The following is a 17,381-nucleotide window of genomic DNA, read 5'->3' as shown; positions in this document are numbered from 1 at the left end:
GCCTTGTACAAATTACTCATCGTTGACGACCAGCCCGATCTGGTCGAAGATTTGGTCCATAACTTGCCGTGGGACACGATAGGTATCGATAACGTGTATCAAGCCTATTCCGGACCAGAAGCGCTCGCCGTCATGAACGAGACGACGATCGATATCGTCATTACCGACATTCACATGCCCGGCCTGTCCGGTCTTGAGCTTATCGAGCAAATACGCGGCTCTTGGACAGATGTCAGATGCATACTGCTGACAGGCTACAACGACTTCGAATATGCGAAGCGGGCGCTGCAGCAGCAAGCGACCGATTATTTGCTTAAGCCTGCCGAGGACGAGGAGCTGCTTCAAGCGGTGAAGAAGGCGGTCGCCGAGCTGGAGCAGCATTGGAGCGCCGTCACTTCGCAGCAGAAGACGCTTACGTCGCTGAAACAAAATTTGCCCGTATTACGGAAGCATCTGCTTGCCTCCCTGCTGCAAGGCAAGAGCTTCCCTGCTCCCGGCGAGCTGGAACAGAAGCTTGATATGTTTCAACTACCGCACACGGTCGGCTCGCCGTTTTGCATTATTCTGCTTCGCATGGAGGATTATTTCGACGAACAGACGGAGCAAGACAGCTCCTTGCTCGAATTCGCAGTCTGTAACATTGCCGAGGAGATATTCGCAGACGAGTATACGCTGTGGCACTTGAAGGATGACCACGGCTATCTCGTCTTCCTCCTTATGCGCAAGGCTGGCAGCAAGAACGCTGCCGTTAAGGAACAGCTTGCCCTGCAGCAGGTCGAGTCGAAAGTCGCCCAGCTGCAGCATTACGTGAGCCTTTACTTGAAAGGCACGATTTCGCTCGTACTAAGCAAGCCGGCTGCCTTTCCTGCCGATGTCCGCGATACGTACGAACGTTGTCTCGTCAGCTTCCGGCAGCGCATCGGGGGCGAGCGGGGTTTTATGTTCACGCTGGCCGAAGAGATCGATACGGGCGAAGCGAATTCGCTTACGCATCTTTACAATCCGCCGCTGCTCATCCATCTGCTTGAAGCTGGGCAATGGGACGCCATCGACGAGAAGCTATCGAACGCATTTGATGAATTGGAGCATAAGTGGGGCGACTCGCATGAGCATATTTTGGAGACGTATTTCATGATAGCCAGCTCGCTCAGCTACTCGATTCATAAGAATAAGCTATGGATGGCCGATATTATGAAGGAAAACTTCAACCAGCTGCTCGGCGGTCCGCAGTTCCATACGATCAAGCAGCTTCGCTCGTGGACGACGGATGTGCTCCAGTCATTCAAGAGCCATATGAGCTTTAGAGAACAGGATTCGAGATCGGGCATCGTACAGAGGGTGCAGGAATACGTAGCGAACCGCCTGGATGACGCTTCACTTCAAACGATCGCCGCACATGTCTATTTGAATCCTTCTTACTTGTCCAAGGTGTACAAGCTGGAGACCGGGGAAGGCATCAGCGATTATTTATCGAGGCTTAAGATGGAAAAGGCGGCGCATCTGCTTCGCTCCTCCAACGAGAAGATCTACGAGATCGCCGCCAAAATCGGTTACTTGAAAACAAGCTATTTCATCAAGGTGTTCAAAGATCGTTACGGCATTACGCCGCAGGAATTCCGCGACCGCTAATTTCACTATCGCGTGGGGGAAATAGCATAGTAAACGCCGCTCGTACAGCTGTTTGCCGGACTGTAGATTGCTCTTCCCTGCCGGACGAGCTCGTACAAGTGGGCAAGCGTCTCCGCCATCGCAAAGCGCAAATTATGCGGATTGCTTCGCAACCGGCTGCCGAATAGAGCCTCGCACAGGTCGAAAGCCGTGCGGGGCTCTTCTTCGAGCAATTCAGCCATCCGAACGAGCCTGCGGCCATGATGCGAGATAAGCTCCTCTATTCGGCCCGAGAAATCATCGAACGGATCGCGATGACCGGGGAATGCCAGCTCTACCTCATATTCCGCAAGCTCCTCCAGACTGGCAAGAAACAAAGCTAGCGGTCTCTCGTCCTCGCCGGGCACGACGCTCACATTGGGCGTAATATGCGGCAATACTTGATCGCCGCATATCATCCATCTGCGCTCCGGCTGATAGAAGCATAGCCCGCCGGAGGCATGCCCGGGAGCGTCGATAAGCTGCCAATCCAATCCCCCTATGGCAAGCGTCCCGCCCGCCTCCAAATAAGCGACTTTCGGCTGCGGCGATACCATCTCCACGAAGCTGGCCAGGTTTTCACCGATGGCATCTACAAGCTCCAGCGGCATGCCATGCTCTACGAATAAGGACTTTAGTTGTTCGGCGAAACGACTGCCCTCTCCCCATAGCCGAAGCGCATAGGCATGAGAAGCTCTGGATATGTATACCGGCGCTCCGCTCTTCTCCTGCACATAGCCGGAAAGCCCATAATGATCGGGATGCTGATGTGTTACTATAATGCGCGCGATGTCCGTCCACTTCAACTGATTCAGCGCCAGTGCCGCCTCCCATGCTTCAATGGCCTCGTCGGTACGCAAGCCCGGATCGATGAGCGTATAACCGTTCTCTTCCGGTATTACGTAGCTGTTGACCCATTTCAACGAGAAAGGCAGCGGCACCTTCACCTGCAGCCAGCCGTTCGCGAGCTTCGTTGTATGTAATTCCTGCATCATATCGCCCTTCCTACCCTATTCTCTCTATCTCCTTCATGATCGCCTGCAGCCAAACGCGAAAACATTATGTTTACTCATTGTACTTGAATTTCTAGCTCCTCGCAAAAGGTTCGTCGTCGGCATTGCTAGCATAATATACGCCTCCTTGCACAAACTATGGAAGCTTATCCATTCTAACCGGAGGAGGAAAAAAATCATGAACGAACGTATAAGACTGATGTTCGCCGAAGCGGTCGACATGAAGCTTGAAGAGCTAAGCAATGGCGAGATGACGATCCAAGTCGCTTACATCGCTCCGATGTGCGAGGAAAAAATGATCGCCGACTTTATATTCGTACCGTTCGCGAAGCGGGAGCAGCCTTACCGCGAGCAGCTTCGCACCATTGTCGAGTATAAGGTCGCGGATGACGTAGCCAAATGGCGAGACCTGCTGCTGCGGGGCAATGCGCTGATTGAAGCGGATGGCATCGTCTATTCCTTATACGCTGCAAGGATCATATGCAACGAGAGTCCGCAGACTCAGGTCGAAAGCGCCATTCAAGGTCCGCAGCTTGCATTAAGCGAAGACTTGACCAAATCCTTGAACCTTATTCGCAGCATGTACCAGTCGGCAGACTTGTCCGTTGAGGAGCATACGATCGGATCGGTATCCAAAACGCCGATCATGGTCGTCTTCGACCAGCGCCGCGTCGATCCGACCATCCTTGACAATGTCAGGACCAAAATCACGACCATACACGTCGAGATGGTTAACGCTGCCGGGGAGCTGGACAAGCTGCTGATCGGAAAGAGGAAGCATCTTTTTCCGACGGTGCTCATTACGGAGCGGCCCGATCGAATTTCGAAAGCGATTGCCAAAGGCAAAGTCGTTATTTTGATGAAAAGCAGTATGTTCGCCATTATATTGCCTGCTACCTTTTTTGACTTCATGCATGCGGTCGAAGATCATTACGAAGCATTCTGGATGACGAGATTTCTCATTTTCCTCCGGTATACGTCTATCTTGCTTACGATCACCCTGCCTGCGCTCTATATTTCTATCGTCTCTTACAATCCGGAGCTGTTCCGGGTTCAGCTTGCGTTCTCCATTGCGGGAAGCCGATCGGCCGTTCCCTATCCTTCCTTTATCGAAGTGTTCATCATGCTGTTCATGATTGAGACGCTGATCGAGGCAAGTATCCGGCTGCCCCGCTATATCGGCTCTACGGCGACGACCGTCGGCGGCCTTATTCTCGGACAAGCCGCGCAGCAAGCAGGTCTCGTCAGCAGCATAATGATTATCGTAACCTCCGTCGTCGCGATTGCCAACTTCGTCATTCCGGTCAGTTCCCTATCGTTCGCTGTCCGGTTCTTGAAGTATCCGTTAATCATTATAGCGATTTTCTTTGGCATTTCGGGCGTTGCGGTAGGCGTGTTCGTTTACATCACCTACCTATGCAATCTAAGAAGCTTCGGCAAGCCGTACTTCCGAATATTCGGCAGGCTGCAGCCGACCGAAGGCGATATTGGGCAGGTGAAGCTGAAGTGAACCGTTATTTCTTCTATAACTTCATTCTCGTAAGCTTTATCAATCTGATGCTGTATGTGCCGCATATTCTCATGGCCGACCGCTACAGAGGCGCTGTCCAGTCGCTCATTATCGGCGCTGTTATCGGCACGATCCTTCTGTATCTGTACACTGGCGCACTCGCCCGGTATCCCGGCAAAGGACTGCCCGAGATATTGAAGATGCATCTTCCAAAGTGGATCTCGAATAGTCTTATCTCGTTTTTCACATTTATGTGGCTCTATGCAACGTCGCTAGCCATTATTGCCTTCGCCATCATGATCAATCGGTTTTTCAACCCCGACGTTCATGTTAGTCTTATCTTGGCCATGCTGGTCCTTGCATGCGGCTATGCGGCCACGCGTTCCTCTTTGACGGTTATGTTCGTGATCGAGATTGGTCTCATCGTTAACGCGCCGATCATTTTATTTGTTTTGTTCAAGGCAGGCAGCAACCCGCACTTGAACTGGGATGCGATCCGGGTAATCGCCAACTATGTAACGAAAGCGCCAACGCTCGCGTCTACCGCCGCGGCTTCGTTTATATTCACCGGATACATCAATATGTCGTTGTTCAATCGTTTGATGCCGCCCAACTCCCGCTTCCGGCATCGCTGGATCTACCCGTTGATGGGCTTCGTTATTTTGCTCATTACTTTTTTTGTTCCGATTGGCATTCATGGCACGGAGACGGTCGGCAATTACATCTATATCTGGAGCATTACCGCCGACTCCCTGCTCATGCAGTACGGGTTCATCGAACGCGTCTTGTTCCTGTTCCTCATCGTGTACTTGAACTTAACGCTCGTGTTTACGATGTCGGGATGGCATCAAGCGATGGAATTCGTCAAGAGCATGATTTCGAACCATAAACCCGAGATAGACAGCGAGAAAACGCCTTTATCCAATTATGTCATCGTAGGCGTGTTCATAGCGCTCACTTTCGTATACTTGCTGCTGACGAACGAGAAGCTGAATATGCTTATATCGACCTATTGGCTCATATTCCGCATGTTCGTGGAGATCCTTCTTGTCATTGGCATCTTTATTTTGAGCCGAAGGAGGCCCAGGTCCGCATGAGAAACGTTTTTTGCTGCGTCATTCTACTGGTCACCGTCTGCTTCTTAGGCGGTTGCGGGTTCAAAGACATCGACAAACGTTTTTTTGTTGTTGCGACGGGCATCGATAAGACGGATAACGAGCAAAAGCCCTACCGCATTACGCTGCAGCTTGCCCTTCCGTCGCCTAAGATCGAGCCTGGCGCATCCAAAGCGCAGCTCGAAACCATTGATGCCAGCAGTATTGCCGAAGGCGTTCGAATGCTCAAGTCTCACGTCGACAAGGAGCTGGATTTCGGCCACTGCAAAATATTTCTAGTCGGAGAAGAGCTGGCACGCAGCGATTATAGCGGGATGTTGCAATGGATGCGGAGAAGAAGAGACATTCAGAGCGTTGCCGACATCGCGGTCGCCAAGCCCGATGCGCAAGCGCTGCTCGGCGTTAAACCGGTCTCCGAACGATATCCGGGCAATACGCTCTTTCTTAGCTTCGGAGCCGACGGTACCGATTCTCCGTATACGTATGTCCAGCCGCTGTCCGAATTTTCGAAACGCGCTTTCGAGAAAGGATTGGATCCGCTGCTGCCGATAATCATCCCCGATTCCAAGGAAAGCTATATCATCAATCGGACGGCTCTGCTCAATAAAAACAAAATCATTATGGTGCTATCTCCCGAGGAGACCCAGCTTTTCGCTCAACTTGCAGAAAGCTATCCCAAATCGTCGGTACGCGGCACTTACGAAGACACCCAGGTCGTAGCCGCTGTTAGCGATATTCGTTCAAAGTATCGCATGACGACGCAAGGCGCGAAAACTGTCATTGCCTTCAAAGTCAAAATGAGTGTCGTGCTTGAGGATGCACCGGAAAATTTGTATAAGCAGGAGTGGGCATCCATCGAGAAGAAGCTAAGCGAGGATTACTCGCGGCAAGCCGAAGAGCTGCTTCGCAAAATTCAGCAGGCCGGCGTGGATCCGTTCGGTTTCGGGCTCCGGTATCGGGCGAACCATCACTCCAATAACCCTAATGAAGCGTATGAGAAATGGCTACCCATCTATCCCGGCGCCGATTTCAAAGTCAATGCGAAGGTAAACATCGAAGGTACGGGCTTAATTCAATAAATAAAGCACGGCGCAGATAGCAGCGAGCGGGATCCTTCGCCTATCTAGCCGTGCTTATCGGTGTTACAAAAACTGATTTGATCGTTAGATATGGATTAACCGGTTCGTGTTGCGCAGCGCCTCGATTGTGCCTGCTCCAATCCCGAACATAGCTGTGCGAAGCTCGAACTCAATTCGCTCGAACTGCTCCAGCAGACCTCGTACCGAGACATCGCTGCTGCCGCCGGCTGCCTTCGGAAGCAGCACCCGTCCGAAGCCTGCGATATTCGCGCCGAGCGCCAGCGACTTCGCCGCATCGACGCCATGCCGCAAGCCGCCGCTTGCGACAAGCTTCATGGATGGTAATGCGCTTCGGATATCGGCAATGCTCTGCGCTGTTGGAATGCCCCAATCGGCAAACGCCTCGGCGGCCTCGCGCCGCATGACATCCTTCGAGCGGAATTTCTCGACCTGGCTCCAAGACGTGCCGCCTGCGCCTGCGGCATCGATGAAAGCGACGCCGACGTTAGCAAGCGCCGTCGCCGTCTCGCTGTCGATCCCCCAACCGACTTCCTTGACGCCGACCGGGACGGTGACCGATTTGCACACCTGTTCAATCCGGGCGTAAAGTCCTCTGAAGTCCGTATCCCCCTCCGGCTGGAACACTTCCTGCATGCTGTTCAGATGAAGGACGAGCGCATCGGCCTCCGATAAATCAACCGCCCGTTGACAAGCCTCCGGACCAAAGCCGTAATTGAGCTGCACAGCGCCGATATTGGCAATCACCGGTACGGTAGGCGCCTCTTTGCGTATCGCGAACGATGCCGCAAGCTTCTCCTGCTCGATCGCCGCGCGCATGGAGCCTAGTCCGATCGCCCAGCCCCGCTCTTGGGCGGCAATGGCGAGGCGGCGATTAATCGCTCCCGCTTCGTCCGTGCCGCCCGTCATGGAGCTAACGAGCAATGGCGCTCCGAGCTTCTTGCCAAGCCATTCCGTTTCGAGGCTAACGCTCTGGAACGAAAGCTCAGGCATGGCATTATGCTTGAAGCGCAGACGCTCGAAGCCGGTTTCGATGCCGACGCCGTTCACCTTCTCCTGCAAACAAATTCGTATATGCTCGCCTTTGCGCTTTGCTGTAGTATCCTGCTGCTCTACTGCCATACGACTTCCTCCCACGCCTTAACTTCATCTATGTATGCTATTGCCGCCCGTTACCATCGGCAGCTTTCATAACCTTTTATGGTCATATAGAACTAGCATAGCATACATTTTCGTTTCGCGCTCACGCACGGATGATTTTGTGTCCCATAAGCTTGCTCTTGTGTTTATTGACATTAATGATCATAATTTTGATTTTTTCAATCATTATTATGTTGTTTATCCATCGAAAATGTTTTACACTAAAAGCATCGGAAAAGCTCAACCTACGATCAAGGAGGCTATGCTATGGAAATCATTCAATTCGACACGCAGCAGGAGCTGGACGCTTACGCCGCGCGATATATTACCGATTTGGTCAAAGCGAAACCGCAAGCGGTGTTAGGGCTCGCAACAGGATCGACACCGATCGGAATTTATGACAAAATAGTACAAATACACAAAAACGAGCACGTTAGCTTCGAGCAAGTGACGACGTACAACCTCGACGAATATGTCGGTCTGCAGCCGAAGAACGATCAGAGCTACGCATATTATATGAACAGCCATTTATTTTCCCATATCGATATTCCGGCTGAGCAAACGCATTTGCCGAACGGCATGGCGGCCGACATCGAAGCCGAATGCGTCCGTTACGACGCGATGCTGGCAGCGCAGCCCGTCGATATTCAACTGCTCGGGCTTGGCCATAACGGACATATCGGCTTTAACGAGCCCGATCACGGCCTCTCCGGCGGCACGCATGTCGTGAAGCTTAAGCCGGAGACCCGCGAGGCTAACGCCCGCTTCTTCGACTCCATGGATGAGGTGCCCGAATTTGCGGTGACAATGGGCGTTGGCTCGATTTTGAAAGCCAATACGATAATTCTAGCTGTACGCGGTGCCGACAAGGCGCAGATCGTCAAGGAAGCATTGACGGGTCCCATTACGACGAACGTTCCCGCTTCGCTGCTCCAGACGCATCCGCGCGTCATTGTTCTGCTCGACCGAGAGGCAGGAAGGATGTTGGATTAAATGAAAGAAAATGAGTATACGAACCGCTTCACCCTATGCAATGTCCGCATCGTCTTGGAGGATCGCATCGAGGAAGGCAGCGTCGTTATCGCTAACGGCCTTATCGAACGTATCGATGTAGGAAGCAAGGCCGAGAGCGGCGCTGATCGTTCCGTGATTGACGGCGAGGGCGGTTACGTTCTCCCGGGCTTCATTGACATGCATGTGCACGGCGGCTTCGGAGCTGACTTCATGGACGCGAGCCGCGACAGCTACGACAAAATCACGGGCTTTCACGCCGCGAACGGCACGACGACGATGCTCGCCACGACGATGACCGCTCCCAAGTCATCCATCGAAGCCGTGCTTGAAGCGGCAGCCGAATATCGATCGGCGGGAATGCCGTATGCAGCGTTGCACGGCGTTCACTTGGAAGGGCCGTTCATTAGCGAGAAATGGCCCGGTGCGCAGAATCCAGCCTATATTCTTAACCCGCAGCTTAGCTGGATGCAAGAATGGGCGGAAAGATGGCCGGGGCTTATTAGCCAGCTTACGCTAGCACCGGAGAAAGAAGGCTCTGCGGAGACGATTGCGTGGACATCGCAGAACGGTATCGTGACCGCTTGCGGCCATACGGATGCTCTATATACGGAGATTGAGGCTGCCGCCGATGCTGGCTTGTCCCAAGCGGTGCACACGTATAATGCGATGCGCGGCCTTCACCACCGCGAGCCGGGAACGCTAGGCGCCGTGCTGACAGATAACCGCATCCATGCGGAGCTGATCGCCGACGGACATCATGTGCATCCCGTCGCCATACGCTTGCTTGTCGCAGCCAAGCCTGCGGACAAGGTCATCCTGATTACGGACGCCATGTCCGCCGCAGGCATGCCGGATGGCCAGTACGAGCTGGGTGCTTTGCCAGTCATCGTCAAGGACGGCGTTGCCCGTCTAGCCGAAGGCAAAGCGCTTGCCGGCAGCAGCCTGACGATGATCGGCGCGTTCCGCTATATGCTCGCCAATACGAGCCTATCGATCCCGCAGATCAGCATCATGGCCAGCGGCAACGCCGCAAGACAGCTTCGCATCGACGACCGCACAGGCTCGATCGCCGTCGGCAAGCAAGCCGACCTCATCCTGACCGATGCTGATCTGAACGTGCGACGTACGTGGGTGCAGGGAAGAACGGTCTATACTTCGCATGCGAGTTGAATCGAATAACATGAAAAACGGAATCTGCTGATTTTCATACAAAGTTAACGCCATCTACCTGGTCTTGCGACCGGATAGATGGCGTTTTTTCGATGTTGGACATTTTTTCAGTAGTGGATACTCGTGATTCTATACTCGTGATTCTAATACTCCGTGATATCTTGTTTGAAAGTTTTACAGTTCTCGATCATATACGAATCTCTCGTATCTTCCTTCATAGCATGGAACTTCAAGCCGTCGAGTGAAAGCCGCTCAACATTTCTGATATCCATGAACGTCGTCCGGCTCCAAGTTGGATAATAATTCTCGGAAACCTTCTCCGGATGCTCGTACCTCATATCCCAGACTTTTGGGTATTCTGCAGGAATGTCCTCTTTTTTCACTCCGCCAACAAAGGTATAGGTAATATCCTTCATTGTTAAATCGCGAATCGGATAGCTGTCGCAGGCATCTACCCGAATTCCGTTAAAAGAAGGACAACCCATGATATCGTCCGTAAAACGGTAATGGGTATTGTACATCTCATCGTTGTCCGTCGCTATAATACCAGTAAGCGTGATCCGCTCCATCGTGCCGATCTCCGGCATTTCATCAAGCCCGATCGATGATCCGATCATATCCAGGCGATTGTTCAGGAGAATAAAGATTGGACGCGTTACATTCCTCATGACTAGACCATGAGCTACGATGTCGGTTATACTGCCGCCTTCTGTACATTCGATTTTGATCCCTTCACGCCAAACATTCTCGAACGTGCAGTTGTGAATCGTTACATTCGAAATATCGCCCACAGATTTAAGCCCGATACGAATGCCTGCGCAGATGGAGGTAAAGTGGCAGTTGGAAATGTGTACATTACTCATCGGATAGTCTTTGCTGCTTGCCTGTATGCAAAGGTTGTCATCGGTTCCTACTATTTTGCAGTTGGAAACAAAAACGTTCTTACATCCGTCATAATCCAAGCCATCCCCGTTGTACCTTCTATCATTACGGATGTCCAAGTCCTCGCACCAAATATTCTCGCTGTCTAGAAAGGCCGTTGTCCACGCGGTCGAATTATAGAGTCGCAATCCCTTAACATGAATATTTTTGCATCGCAAAAACCGCATCATCATCGGTCGATAAATGCTGCCTTCGTTGGGAAAGCTTTCGGCGTTGCCGTTAATTTCGCCCTGGCCGATTACGCCAATGTTCATGGCGTCTTCAGCGTAAATAAAACATTTATCCATGTCCTTCTCATTAATATAACGGTTATAATGCGTCCCGTCCGGGTAATCGCCAATATCCGGATTGGCCAACAACACAGCCGACGGATTGACCTGCAAATAGACGTTGGATTTCAAAAAAATCGTTCCCGAAACAAACGTGCCGCCTGCCAAAATAACATATCCGCCGCCTGCTTCAAAGCAATCGTCAATCGATTTTTGAATGGCTATCGTGTCAATAGTGACGCCATCACCCTTGGCGCCATATTTTTTCACGTCAAATACATCCAGCATACTTCATTTCCTCCGTCGTCATCTTAAGTTCATATTCCCTTCATGGGATTATAAGATTAGAAACATTCTATTGCATCCCGTCCGTCATTGGTATGAAGTTTTTATAGACGTATATAACCTTTTTTAAGTTCTTTGAAGAACAGACTGTTTACATTTCTTATTCCGCCAAAGCTTTCAGCTGCCTTGCCAGCCAATCGTACGCGATTCGGCCGCTGACCTCATGGACGCCCGGGAATACGTCCGACGCGAAGCTGCTCTCGGCTTCGCCATCGCGGTACGTCTTCTCGAGGCGGCGAATCGCCTCCTGCGCCGATGCAACCGGAAAGATCGGATCGCCGCTTCCCGACTCCACGAACAGCGGACGCGGAGCAATCAGTCCGATCCATTCCGGCAGCTCCGCCTCGGCCAGCAGGCCCGGCGTATAATTATCCACGCAATGAAACACCTCCATGATCGTACCTTTGAACGTGCCGGGAAAACCCGTCAGTAAGACGGAGCGCAGCCGTTCATCCAGCGCGGCGCATACCCAAGCCAGCAACGCTCCGCCAGAGAAACCCATCGTTCCGATGCGATCAGCATCGACATCGCTGCGCGAAACCAAATAATCCAGCGCTCCAAGAAGCTCCGCGGTTCGGAATCCGGTTAGCGTCTTGCCATACATGAGAAGACTCAAGCACGAATCTCGAAGGGACAAGCTTAGCAATAAGCGATTCCCAGCCTTTGAACAGCTGCTTCCCCGTTACATGCTGTCTGGCATCCGTGCAATTATAAATGCTCATTGCATAGTTGACTTCCTCGCCCGTATCGCCGGACTTGCCAGCTATGCCAATCGACGCGAATATTTTGTCGCCGCGCACAAGCATAGCCGAGGACAGAGCCGCATTTCCTTGCAGCTCGATGGCTTGCAGGAAACGCCATATATTGTTTTTGGCAGCTTCAATTTCGAAATCCGATAGCCTTACGATAACCTCATGCTCGCCAGCGCCGGCGATATAGGCGGAAGCAAGCACGGCGCGGCCGTCCGCGAAACTCGCTTTAACGGTCAGCTCCGTCTCCTCCGCGTAAGCTTGAATGCCAAGCTTGAAGCCGAACCACCCCATCGCGTCCAGCGCCGTATCGTTGCCTCGCTCGAAACCGATCGGATACCAGCCTACGGACTCGGCCGGTGCTGGATACGCAAGCTTGAACGGCTGCTTCAAATCATAGCCGTTATCGATTGGTTCACCCGTCCGATTCCAATTCTCCAACAAATTGATTCGCACTTCCACATTCTCACCTCGCACCATTGTTGTTAAGGTTAATGCAGCGCTCAAAGTGCGCGCATCTTGGGCCTAGCCGGCACCTTTCTTTTCAACCTTACCACCGCGGGGATTTTGTTAGAATGCTATTTTTTAAGAAACAATTGCGGTTATTAAAGGTTTGATCCGAGTCGTTGTCAGGAAGTCCAAAGCCCCAACGAATCGAACGGACGGGAGGCCCAACATCGAGCAAAAGGACCTCATCTCCTACTACCAAGTAGAGGATGAGGTCCTTTCTTTAAACGAATCCCGGATTTCATAAAACTATCCCGTTACATGCACAGCGATATGCATTGCTTCCAGCAGCTCGGCCAGATCGCCTTCAAGCGGAACATCGGTGATAACGCCACCGAGGTCGGCGATCGGAGCAATAGAGAACAAGGATGTGCGATCCATCTTCGTGTGGTCAAAAACCGCATAGGTGGATTGGGATCGCTTTATGAGTGCTTTCGCGATTTGCGCTTCCTGCTCGGAATACGTCGTAATGCCGCCTTCGGCCGAAATGCCGTCGACGCCGATGAACATTTTGCCGATATGCAAATGTCCGACCATGCCTTCGCCAAGCGGTCCGCATAGCTCGAAGCTATTGTGGCGCATAATGCCGCCGGTCACGACGACTTGAATCTGGCTGCCGGCAAGCTCCATCGCGATATTGACCGCATTCGTAACGACCGTGATGCCTTTGCGCGACTTCAGCAGCTTCGCCATGAGGAAGTTCGTCGTGCCGCCGGAGAGTCCGATGACGTCTCCTTCGACGATGAGCGACGTCGCCAGCTCGGCAATCCGTTCCTTCTCCAAGATCGACAAGCCTTCCTTCTCGGCAAAAGGAAGCTCGCGAACGGTGTGCATGCCGTCGTACATAGCGCCGCCAATGGTGCGGATAACCGGATACTCTCCTTCCATCTGCTCAAGATCGCGCCTAGCGGTCGCTTCCGAGCAGCCGAATCGCTCAACCAGCTCTTGAATCGTGATTCGACCCTGCTGTTTAAGAAGCTGCAAAATCGCCTCTCTTCGGCGTTGTCCTTTGGAGCCGCCCGAATCCGCCATTGTTAACGTTCCACCCAGGCTTTCGCCGATAGACGCTGCTCCACGACGTCCCACTCCGGCAACGCTTCCCAGTCGCCGCGCATTTGAACGACAAGGGACCCGTTAATGCTCGCAAGCCGCACGGCTTCTACCGGCGTCATGCCTTTCATGATGCCGGCAAGGAAGCCGGCGCAGAAGCCGTCTCCCGCTCCAACCGTATCTACGACCTGCTCGGCCGGATAGAATGGCAAACTATCCTCTTGATCGCCGTCCAAGACGACGGTCGTATCGCCCTTGCCTTTAATGATGCTTATCGCTTTCAACTGCCTAAGCTTATCCTTAACGAAATCATAATCGTCCGTATCGTAAAGCAGCTTCAGCTCGTCCCATCCCGGCAGGAAATAATCCGCATACTCCGCAATCGGAAGCAGCGTCTCTCGCGCCTCCTCGATCGACCATAATTTAAGACGCAAATTCGGGTCGAAGCTGATTTTCACGCCTGATTCCTTCGCCACGGCAACCGCACGCTTAAGCGTATTTCTGCTTTCTTCGCTTATTGCAGCCGTTATGCCTGTCACGTGAAGCAGCTTCGCTCCGCGTATGTATTCTTCGTCGAGCTTGTCCGATGTCATCTTGCTCGCTGCGGAATGCTTGCGGAAGTAGTGAACGGCAAGTTTGCCGGCCACATGCTCACGGAACATCATGCCGGTCGGAGCGCTCGCATCGAGCTTCGCGCGCGATATATCGACGCCTTCGCCGCGCAGCGTCTTCAAGATGAGCTTGCCGAACGGATCGTCGCCAAGCGCGCCGAACCAGCCTACGGACGAGCCGAGTCTAGCAAGTCCGATTGCGACATTGCTCTCAGCTCCTCCGAAGCTTTGCTCCAGCGAAGAAGCTCTTTCAATCGATTTATGTTCACCTGGCATGAATAGCGCCATGGATTCGCCAAACGTAACAATTTGCGGTGATGATTCATGCATATTGCAATCCCCCTACAGCTTATTCACGTTTCTTCGCGTTACACTTCAGGATAAATTGGATATTTCATGAAGTAAATAATTACGATATATAGGACGAGCACGATTAAACTAAGCATACGTGCCTTCTTAATATGCGCCGTTGCGCTCTTGCCCTCTTGGATCGAAGCAACAATCAGCTTGAGCGGTTTCGTTACGATGCCGCCGACAGCGGCGATACCGAGGAACAGCAGCGTGATAATGATCATCCAGATCACCTCATATTCGCTTTGGGACATCATGTAACCGCCCGTCAACAGCTGGATGACAAGAAAGTATTGCGCGATTCGGTTGGCCGACAGCAATCCGTCCGCGAGACCTTCTTGCCCCGCCCCGGCCAGCTTGGATGCTCTTCCAAGCATAATCGGAAGCACGATATAGAAGCCCATTCCGATAGCACCTAACAAATGGATAAACCACATAACATCAGACATTCTTCTTCCTCCTCTAAAATTGTTCGCGAAGCATCCGCTTCTTACGAAACTATACCTAACATGTAGTTTATCAGATACGAGATTTTTTTCAAATGAATACGCTATCTTTCTAGTCGTTTTGCAGCTTTTATGACTCCATTTGTGAAACCTTAACGAACTTTCGTCTCTTTCTGTCACCGATAGAGCTTACTCTTTGAAGCCGTACTTGCTCATGACGCCATGGATAGCGAAATAGGAAATCTCCTCAGGCAATGCATCCTTGATCGGACGAAGCTTCTCCGTTCCAATCTCCCCGATCACATCCACGATCTGCTGCTCGTAGGCTTCCGGTATGATGCGACTCCAGTCGACCTCAAGCCCCTCGTCGGCGCAGCGGATAATATGTCCTTCGACGGTTACCTTGCTGAGTCCTCTCCCCTTCGCAATCTCGCCTAGCTCATGGCCCGCTTGGAACATGGCTAACGTTGCGATATGGCTAGGCTGCTCGTCATCGCTTTGCGGCGCCCGCCTTTCTACTGGAGAAGCAGATAACTTGACACCGGCTGACGCCTGACCATCGCCTCCCCCTTCGAAACTCTGAAGAATAGCAATAAGATCGGCTCCATACTTGTCCGCCTTGGCTGCGCCGATTCCTTTGACGTTCAGCAATTCGTCAACGCTTAGCGGATGAGCGACTGATATCTCCTTCAGCGTTGCGTCGAAGAACAGCATGAACGGCGGTACGCCTTCAGCCGACGCTCGCTCCTTGCGCCATTGTTTGAGCGCATCGAATAATGGCGATGCGGCGAAGCTGTCCGAGGAAGCGGCCTGACGAACCGTCGTCCGCATCCGCTGCATAATCATCTCGCGCCCTTCAAGCACCGGGAGGGCGCTCGCCGTAAGCGAGACGGTCGGATATTGACCGTCGCTAAGCCGCAAATATCCTTCGGCTACGAGCCAGTATAGCCAATCGGCGATCTCCTTCTCCGGCATATTGCGCATAAGGCCGTACGTAGACAACCGATCGAGCCCGAATTCCAGAAGCCGCTTATCGCGCGAGCCCTTAAGTACTTTGGCTGCCATCGTAACGCCGAAGCGTCCTTTCATTCGGCCAACGCAGGAGAGCGCCATCTTCGCTTCCTCCGTACGGTTGACAGGCTCGCTCTTATCGAGGCAGCTGCTGCACTTGCCGCATGCCTCTACCCCCGTCTCGCCGAAGTAATCGACGATAAACTGCTGCAAGCAACGCTGCGTCCGGCTGTAGTTCATCATCGTATTGAGCTTCGACAGCTGAATCGACTTGCGGTCCGTATCGCCCGTTCCCTGCTCGATCAGGAAGCGCTGAACCTGCATATCGGCAGGTTCGAACAGCAGGATGCATTCGCTCTCCTCGCCGTCGCGTCCAGCTCTGCCGGCTTCCTGATAGTATGACTCCAGATCGCCCGGCATCTGCCAGTGCAGCACGTATCTAACGTTAGGTTTGTCGATTCCCATGCCGAATGCGTTCGTTGCCACCATGACTCGAAGTTCGTCGAACCGGAACTTCTCCTGCGTATCGGCCCTTTCCGTATCGGACAGTCCGCCGTGATACTTGCCGGCCGCGATGCCGCTGCGGATCAAGGACGAGCATACGTCCTCCGCTTCCTTGCGGGTAGCCGTATAAATGATGCCGGACTGCTCCTTGCGTCCCGCGATGAACTTCTCAAGAAACTTCTTCTTATCGACGCCCGTCACGACTGACAGCGAAAGGTTCGGCCTTGCGAAGCCCGTTACGAAGACGTTCGGGTCGCGCAGCTTCAGCATCGCGGAGATGTCTTCCGCCACTTCCGTCGTTGCGGTAGCGGTGAACGCCGCTACGAGCGGCCTGTTCGCCATCCTGGCGATCCAGCCCGCAAGCTGGCGGTAGCTCGGACGGAAGTCATGCCCCCATTGCGAGACGCAGTGCGCCTCGTCAATGGCGATAAGCGGTATGGCAAGCTGCTCCGATAACGATTGGAACATCGGCGCGTCGAGCCGCTCAGGCGCTACGTAGAGCAGCTTGTATTCGCCTTGCATCGCGCTGCGCATAACGTCCCTATATTCGGACGCGCTAAGCGAGCTGTTCAAGTAAGCCGCGGATACCCCCACGCGGCGAAGCGCGTCAACCTGGTCCTTCATCAGCGATATTAACGGCGATATGACGAGCGATGTACCCGGCAGCAGCATAGACGGGATTTGGTAGCAGATCGACTTCCCTCCGCCGGTCGGCAAAATGGCTAGCGTGTCTCTCCCATTCATAATGCCTGCAATAATATCTTCCTGCCCCTTGCGGAACGAATCATACCCGTATACTCGTTTCAACGCTTGTCTGGCTTGTTCGATCAATCCGATTCCCTCCCCCGGTTCGATGCAAAGAAGGACCCTGGCAGCTGTCTGTCAGGGTC

15 protein-coding genes are annotated in these 17,381 nt (G+C 52.8%); 6 read left to right on the top strand and 9 right to left on the bottom strand.

Annotated features, from left to right (window positions below):
- Nucleotides 1-3 precede the first annotated feature (3 nt).
- Entirely contained in the window at nucleotides 4-1,629 is a 1,626-nt protein-coding gene (locus J2T14_RS16625; protein ID WP_307472488.1) for a response regulator, read from the top strand.
- Nucleotides 1,630-1,634: 5 nt separating this feature from the next.
- On the opposite strand, the gene J2T14_RS16620 is transcribed toward J2T14_RS16625, so the two are convergent.
- Nucleotides 1,635-2,642, bottom strand: coding sequence for an MBL fold metallo-hydrolase (locus J2T14_RS16620; RefSeq protein WP_307472487.1), 1,008 nt, complete (start codon nucleotides 2,640-2,642; stop codon nucleotides 1,635-1,637).
- A gap of 196 nt (nucleotides 2,643-2,838) precedes the next feature.
- On the opposite strand from J2T14_RS16620, the gene J2T14_RS16615 reads away from it, so the two are divergent.
- The 3 genes from J2T14_RS16615 to J2T14_RS16605 are packed head-to-tail and all read left to right on the top strand — an operon-like array spanning nucleotide 2,839 to nucleotide 6,364.
- Nucleotides 2,839-4,170, top strand: coding sequence for a spore germination protein (locus tag J2T14_RS16615; RefSeq protein ID WP_307472485.1), 1,332 nt, complete (start codon nucleotides 2,839-2,841; stop codon nucleotides 4,168-4,170).
- Nucleotides 4,167-5,267, top strand: a complete 1,101-nt coding sequence (locus J2T14_RS16610; RefSeq protein WP_307472483.1) for a GerAB/ArcD/ProY family transporter — start codon at nucleotides 4,167-4,169, stop codon at nucleotides 5,265-5,267. The genes J2T14_RS16615 and J2T14_RS16610 overlap by 4 nt, the downstream gene beginning before the upstream one ends.
- Nucleotides 5,264-6,364: a Ger(x)C family spore germination protein gene (locus J2T14_RS16605; RefSeq protein ID WP_307472481.1), complete on the top strand. Its 1,101-nt coding sequence runs from the start codon at nucleotides 5,264-5,266 to the stop codon at nucleotides 6,362-6,364. Before J2T14_RS16610 ends, J2T14_RS16605 begins: the two co-directional genes overlap by 4 nt.
- Nucleotides 6,365-6,448: 84 nt before the next feature.
- Here J2T14_RS16605 and fni read toward each other — a convergent pair whose 3' ends face one another.
- A complete protein-coding gene (fni, locus tag J2T14_RS16600) occupies nucleotides 6,449-7,504 on the bottom strand; it encodes a type 2 isopentenyl-diphosphate Delta-isomerase (RefSeq protein ID WP_307472479.1) in 1,056 nt (351 codons plus the stop codon).
- 285 nt (nucleotides 7,505-7,789) lie between these two features.
- Between fni and nagB the strand changes: the two genes are divergently transcribed.
- Both nagB and nagA read left to right on the top strand, forming a co-directional pair.
- Nucleotides 7,790-8,515, top strand: a complete 726-nt coding sequence (gene nagB / locus J2T14_RS16595; protein WP_307472477.1) for a glucosamine-6-phosphate deaminase — start codon at nucleotides 7,790-7,792, stop codon at nucleotides 8,513-8,515.
- Entirely contained in the window at nucleotides 8,516-9,706 is a 1,191-nt protein-coding gene (gene nagA, locus J2T14_RS16590) for an N-acetylglucosamine-6-phosphate deacetylase (RefSeq protein WP_307472475.1), read from the top strand.
- 143 nt (nucleotides 9,707-9,849) lie between these two features.
- On the opposite strand, the gene J2T14_RS16585 is transcribed toward nagA, so the two are convergent.
- The 7 genes from J2T14_RS16585 to recQ all read right to left on the bottom strand — a co-directional run bounded on the left by J2T14_RS16585 (nucleotide 9,850) and on the right by recQ (nucleotide 17,322).
- Complete coding sequence (locus J2T14_RS16585; protein WP_307472473.1) at nucleotides 9,850-11,205, bottom strand: glycoside hydrolase family 28 protein; 1,356 nt, start codon at nucleotides 11,203-11,205, stop codon at nucleotides 9,850-9,852.
- A 157-nt stretch (nucleotides 11,206-11,362) separates the two neighbouring features.
- Nucleotides 11,363-11,806, bottom strand: coding sequence for a hypothetical protein (locus J2T14_RS16580; protein WP_307472471.1), 444 nt, complete (start codon nucleotides 11,804-11,806; stop codon nucleotides 11,363-11,365).
- Nucleotides 11,778-12,473, bottom strand: a complete 696-nt coding sequence (locus tag J2T14_RS16575; RefSeq protein ID WP_307472468.1) for a hypothetical protein — start codon at nucleotides 12,471-12,473, stop codon at nucleotides 11,778-11,780. Before J2T14_RS16575 ends, J2T14_RS16580 begins: the two co-directional genes overlap by 29 nt.
- Before the next feature lie 294 nt (nucleotides 12,474-12,767).
- Nucleotides 12,768-13,550 (bottom strand): DeoR/GlpR family DNA-binding transcription regulator, encoded by a 783-nt coding sequence (locus J2T14_RS16570; RefSeq protein ID WP_307472466.1) that lies wholly within the window; start codon nucleotides 13,548-13,550, stop codon nucleotides 12,768-12,770.
- Between the two features lie 2 nt (nucleotides 13,551-13,552).
- On the bottom strand, nucleotides 13,553-14,509 hold the full coding sequence (locus J2T14_RS16565; protein ID WP_307472465.1) for a sugar kinase: 957 nt from the start codon (nucleotides 14,507-14,509) through the stop codon (nucleotides 13,553-13,555).
- 38 nt (nucleotides 14,510-14,547) lie between these two features.
- Nucleotides 14,548-14,979, bottom strand: coding sequence for a hypothetical protein (locus J2T14_RS16560; RefSeq protein ID WP_307472464.1), 432 nt, complete (start codon nucleotides 14,977-14,979; stop codon nucleotides 14,548-14,550).
- A 186-nt stretch (nucleotides 14,980-15,165) separates the two neighbouring features.
- Nucleotides 15,166-17,322, bottom strand: coding sequence for a DNA helicase RecQ (gene recQ / locus J2T14_RS16555; RefSeq protein ID WP_307472462.1), 2,157 nt, complete (start codon nucleotides 17,320-17,322; stop codon nucleotides 15,166-15,168).
- Nucleotides 17,323-17,381: the final 59 nt, after the last annotated feature.

The organism is Paenibacillus harenae (genome assembly GCF_030812415.1).
GTDB classification, from domain to species: Bacteria; Bacillota; Bacilli; order Paenibacillales; family Paenibacillaceae; genus Pristimantibacillus; species Pristimantibacillus harenae_A.
This window is presented reverse-complemented; position numbering and strand designations above follow the sequence as displayed.

Excerpts from the sequence above, each read along its gene's own strand:
- J2T14_RS16620 (WP_307472487.1), bottom strand. The coding sequence starts at position 2,642 with ATGATGCAGGAATTACATACAACGAAGCTCGCGAACGGCTGGCTGCAG.
- J2T14_RS16615 (WP_307472485.1), top strand. The coding sequence starts at position 2,839 with ATGAACGAACGTATAAGACTGATGTTCGCCGAAGCGGTCGACATGAAG.
- J2T14_RS16605 (WP_307472481.1), top strand. The coding sequence starts at position 5,264 with ATGAGAAACGTTTTTTGCTGCGTCATTCTACTGGTCACCGTCTGCTTC.
- fni (WP_307472479.1), bottom strand. The coding sequence starts at position 7,504 with ATGGCAGTAGAGCAGCAGGATACTACAGCAAAGCGCAAAGGCGAGCAT.
- nagB (WP_307472477.1), top strand. The coding sequence starts at position 7,790 with ATGGAAATCATTCAATTCGACACGCAGCAGGAGCTGGACGCTTACGCC.
- nagA (WP_307472475.1), top strand. The coding sequence starts at position 8,516 with ATGAAAGAAAATGAGTATACGAACCGCTTCACCCTATGCAATGTCCGC.
- J2T14_RS16585 (WP_307472473.1), bottom strand. The coding sequence starts at position 11,205 with ATGCTGGATGTATTTGACGTGAAAAAATATGGCGCCAAGGGTGATGGC.
- J2T14_RS16570 (WP_307472466.1), bottom strand. The coding sequence starts at position 13,550 with ATGGCGGATTCGGGCGGCTCCAAAGGACAACGCCGAAGAGAGGCGATT.
- J2T14_RS16565 (WP_307472465.1), bottom strand. The coding sequence starts at position 14,509 with ATGCATGAATCATCACCGCAAATTGTTACGTTTGGCGAATCCATGGCG.
- J2T14_RS16560 (WP_307472464.1), bottom strand. The coding sequence starts at position 14,979 with ATGTCTGATGTTATGTGGTTTATCCATTTGTTAGGTGCTATCGGAATG.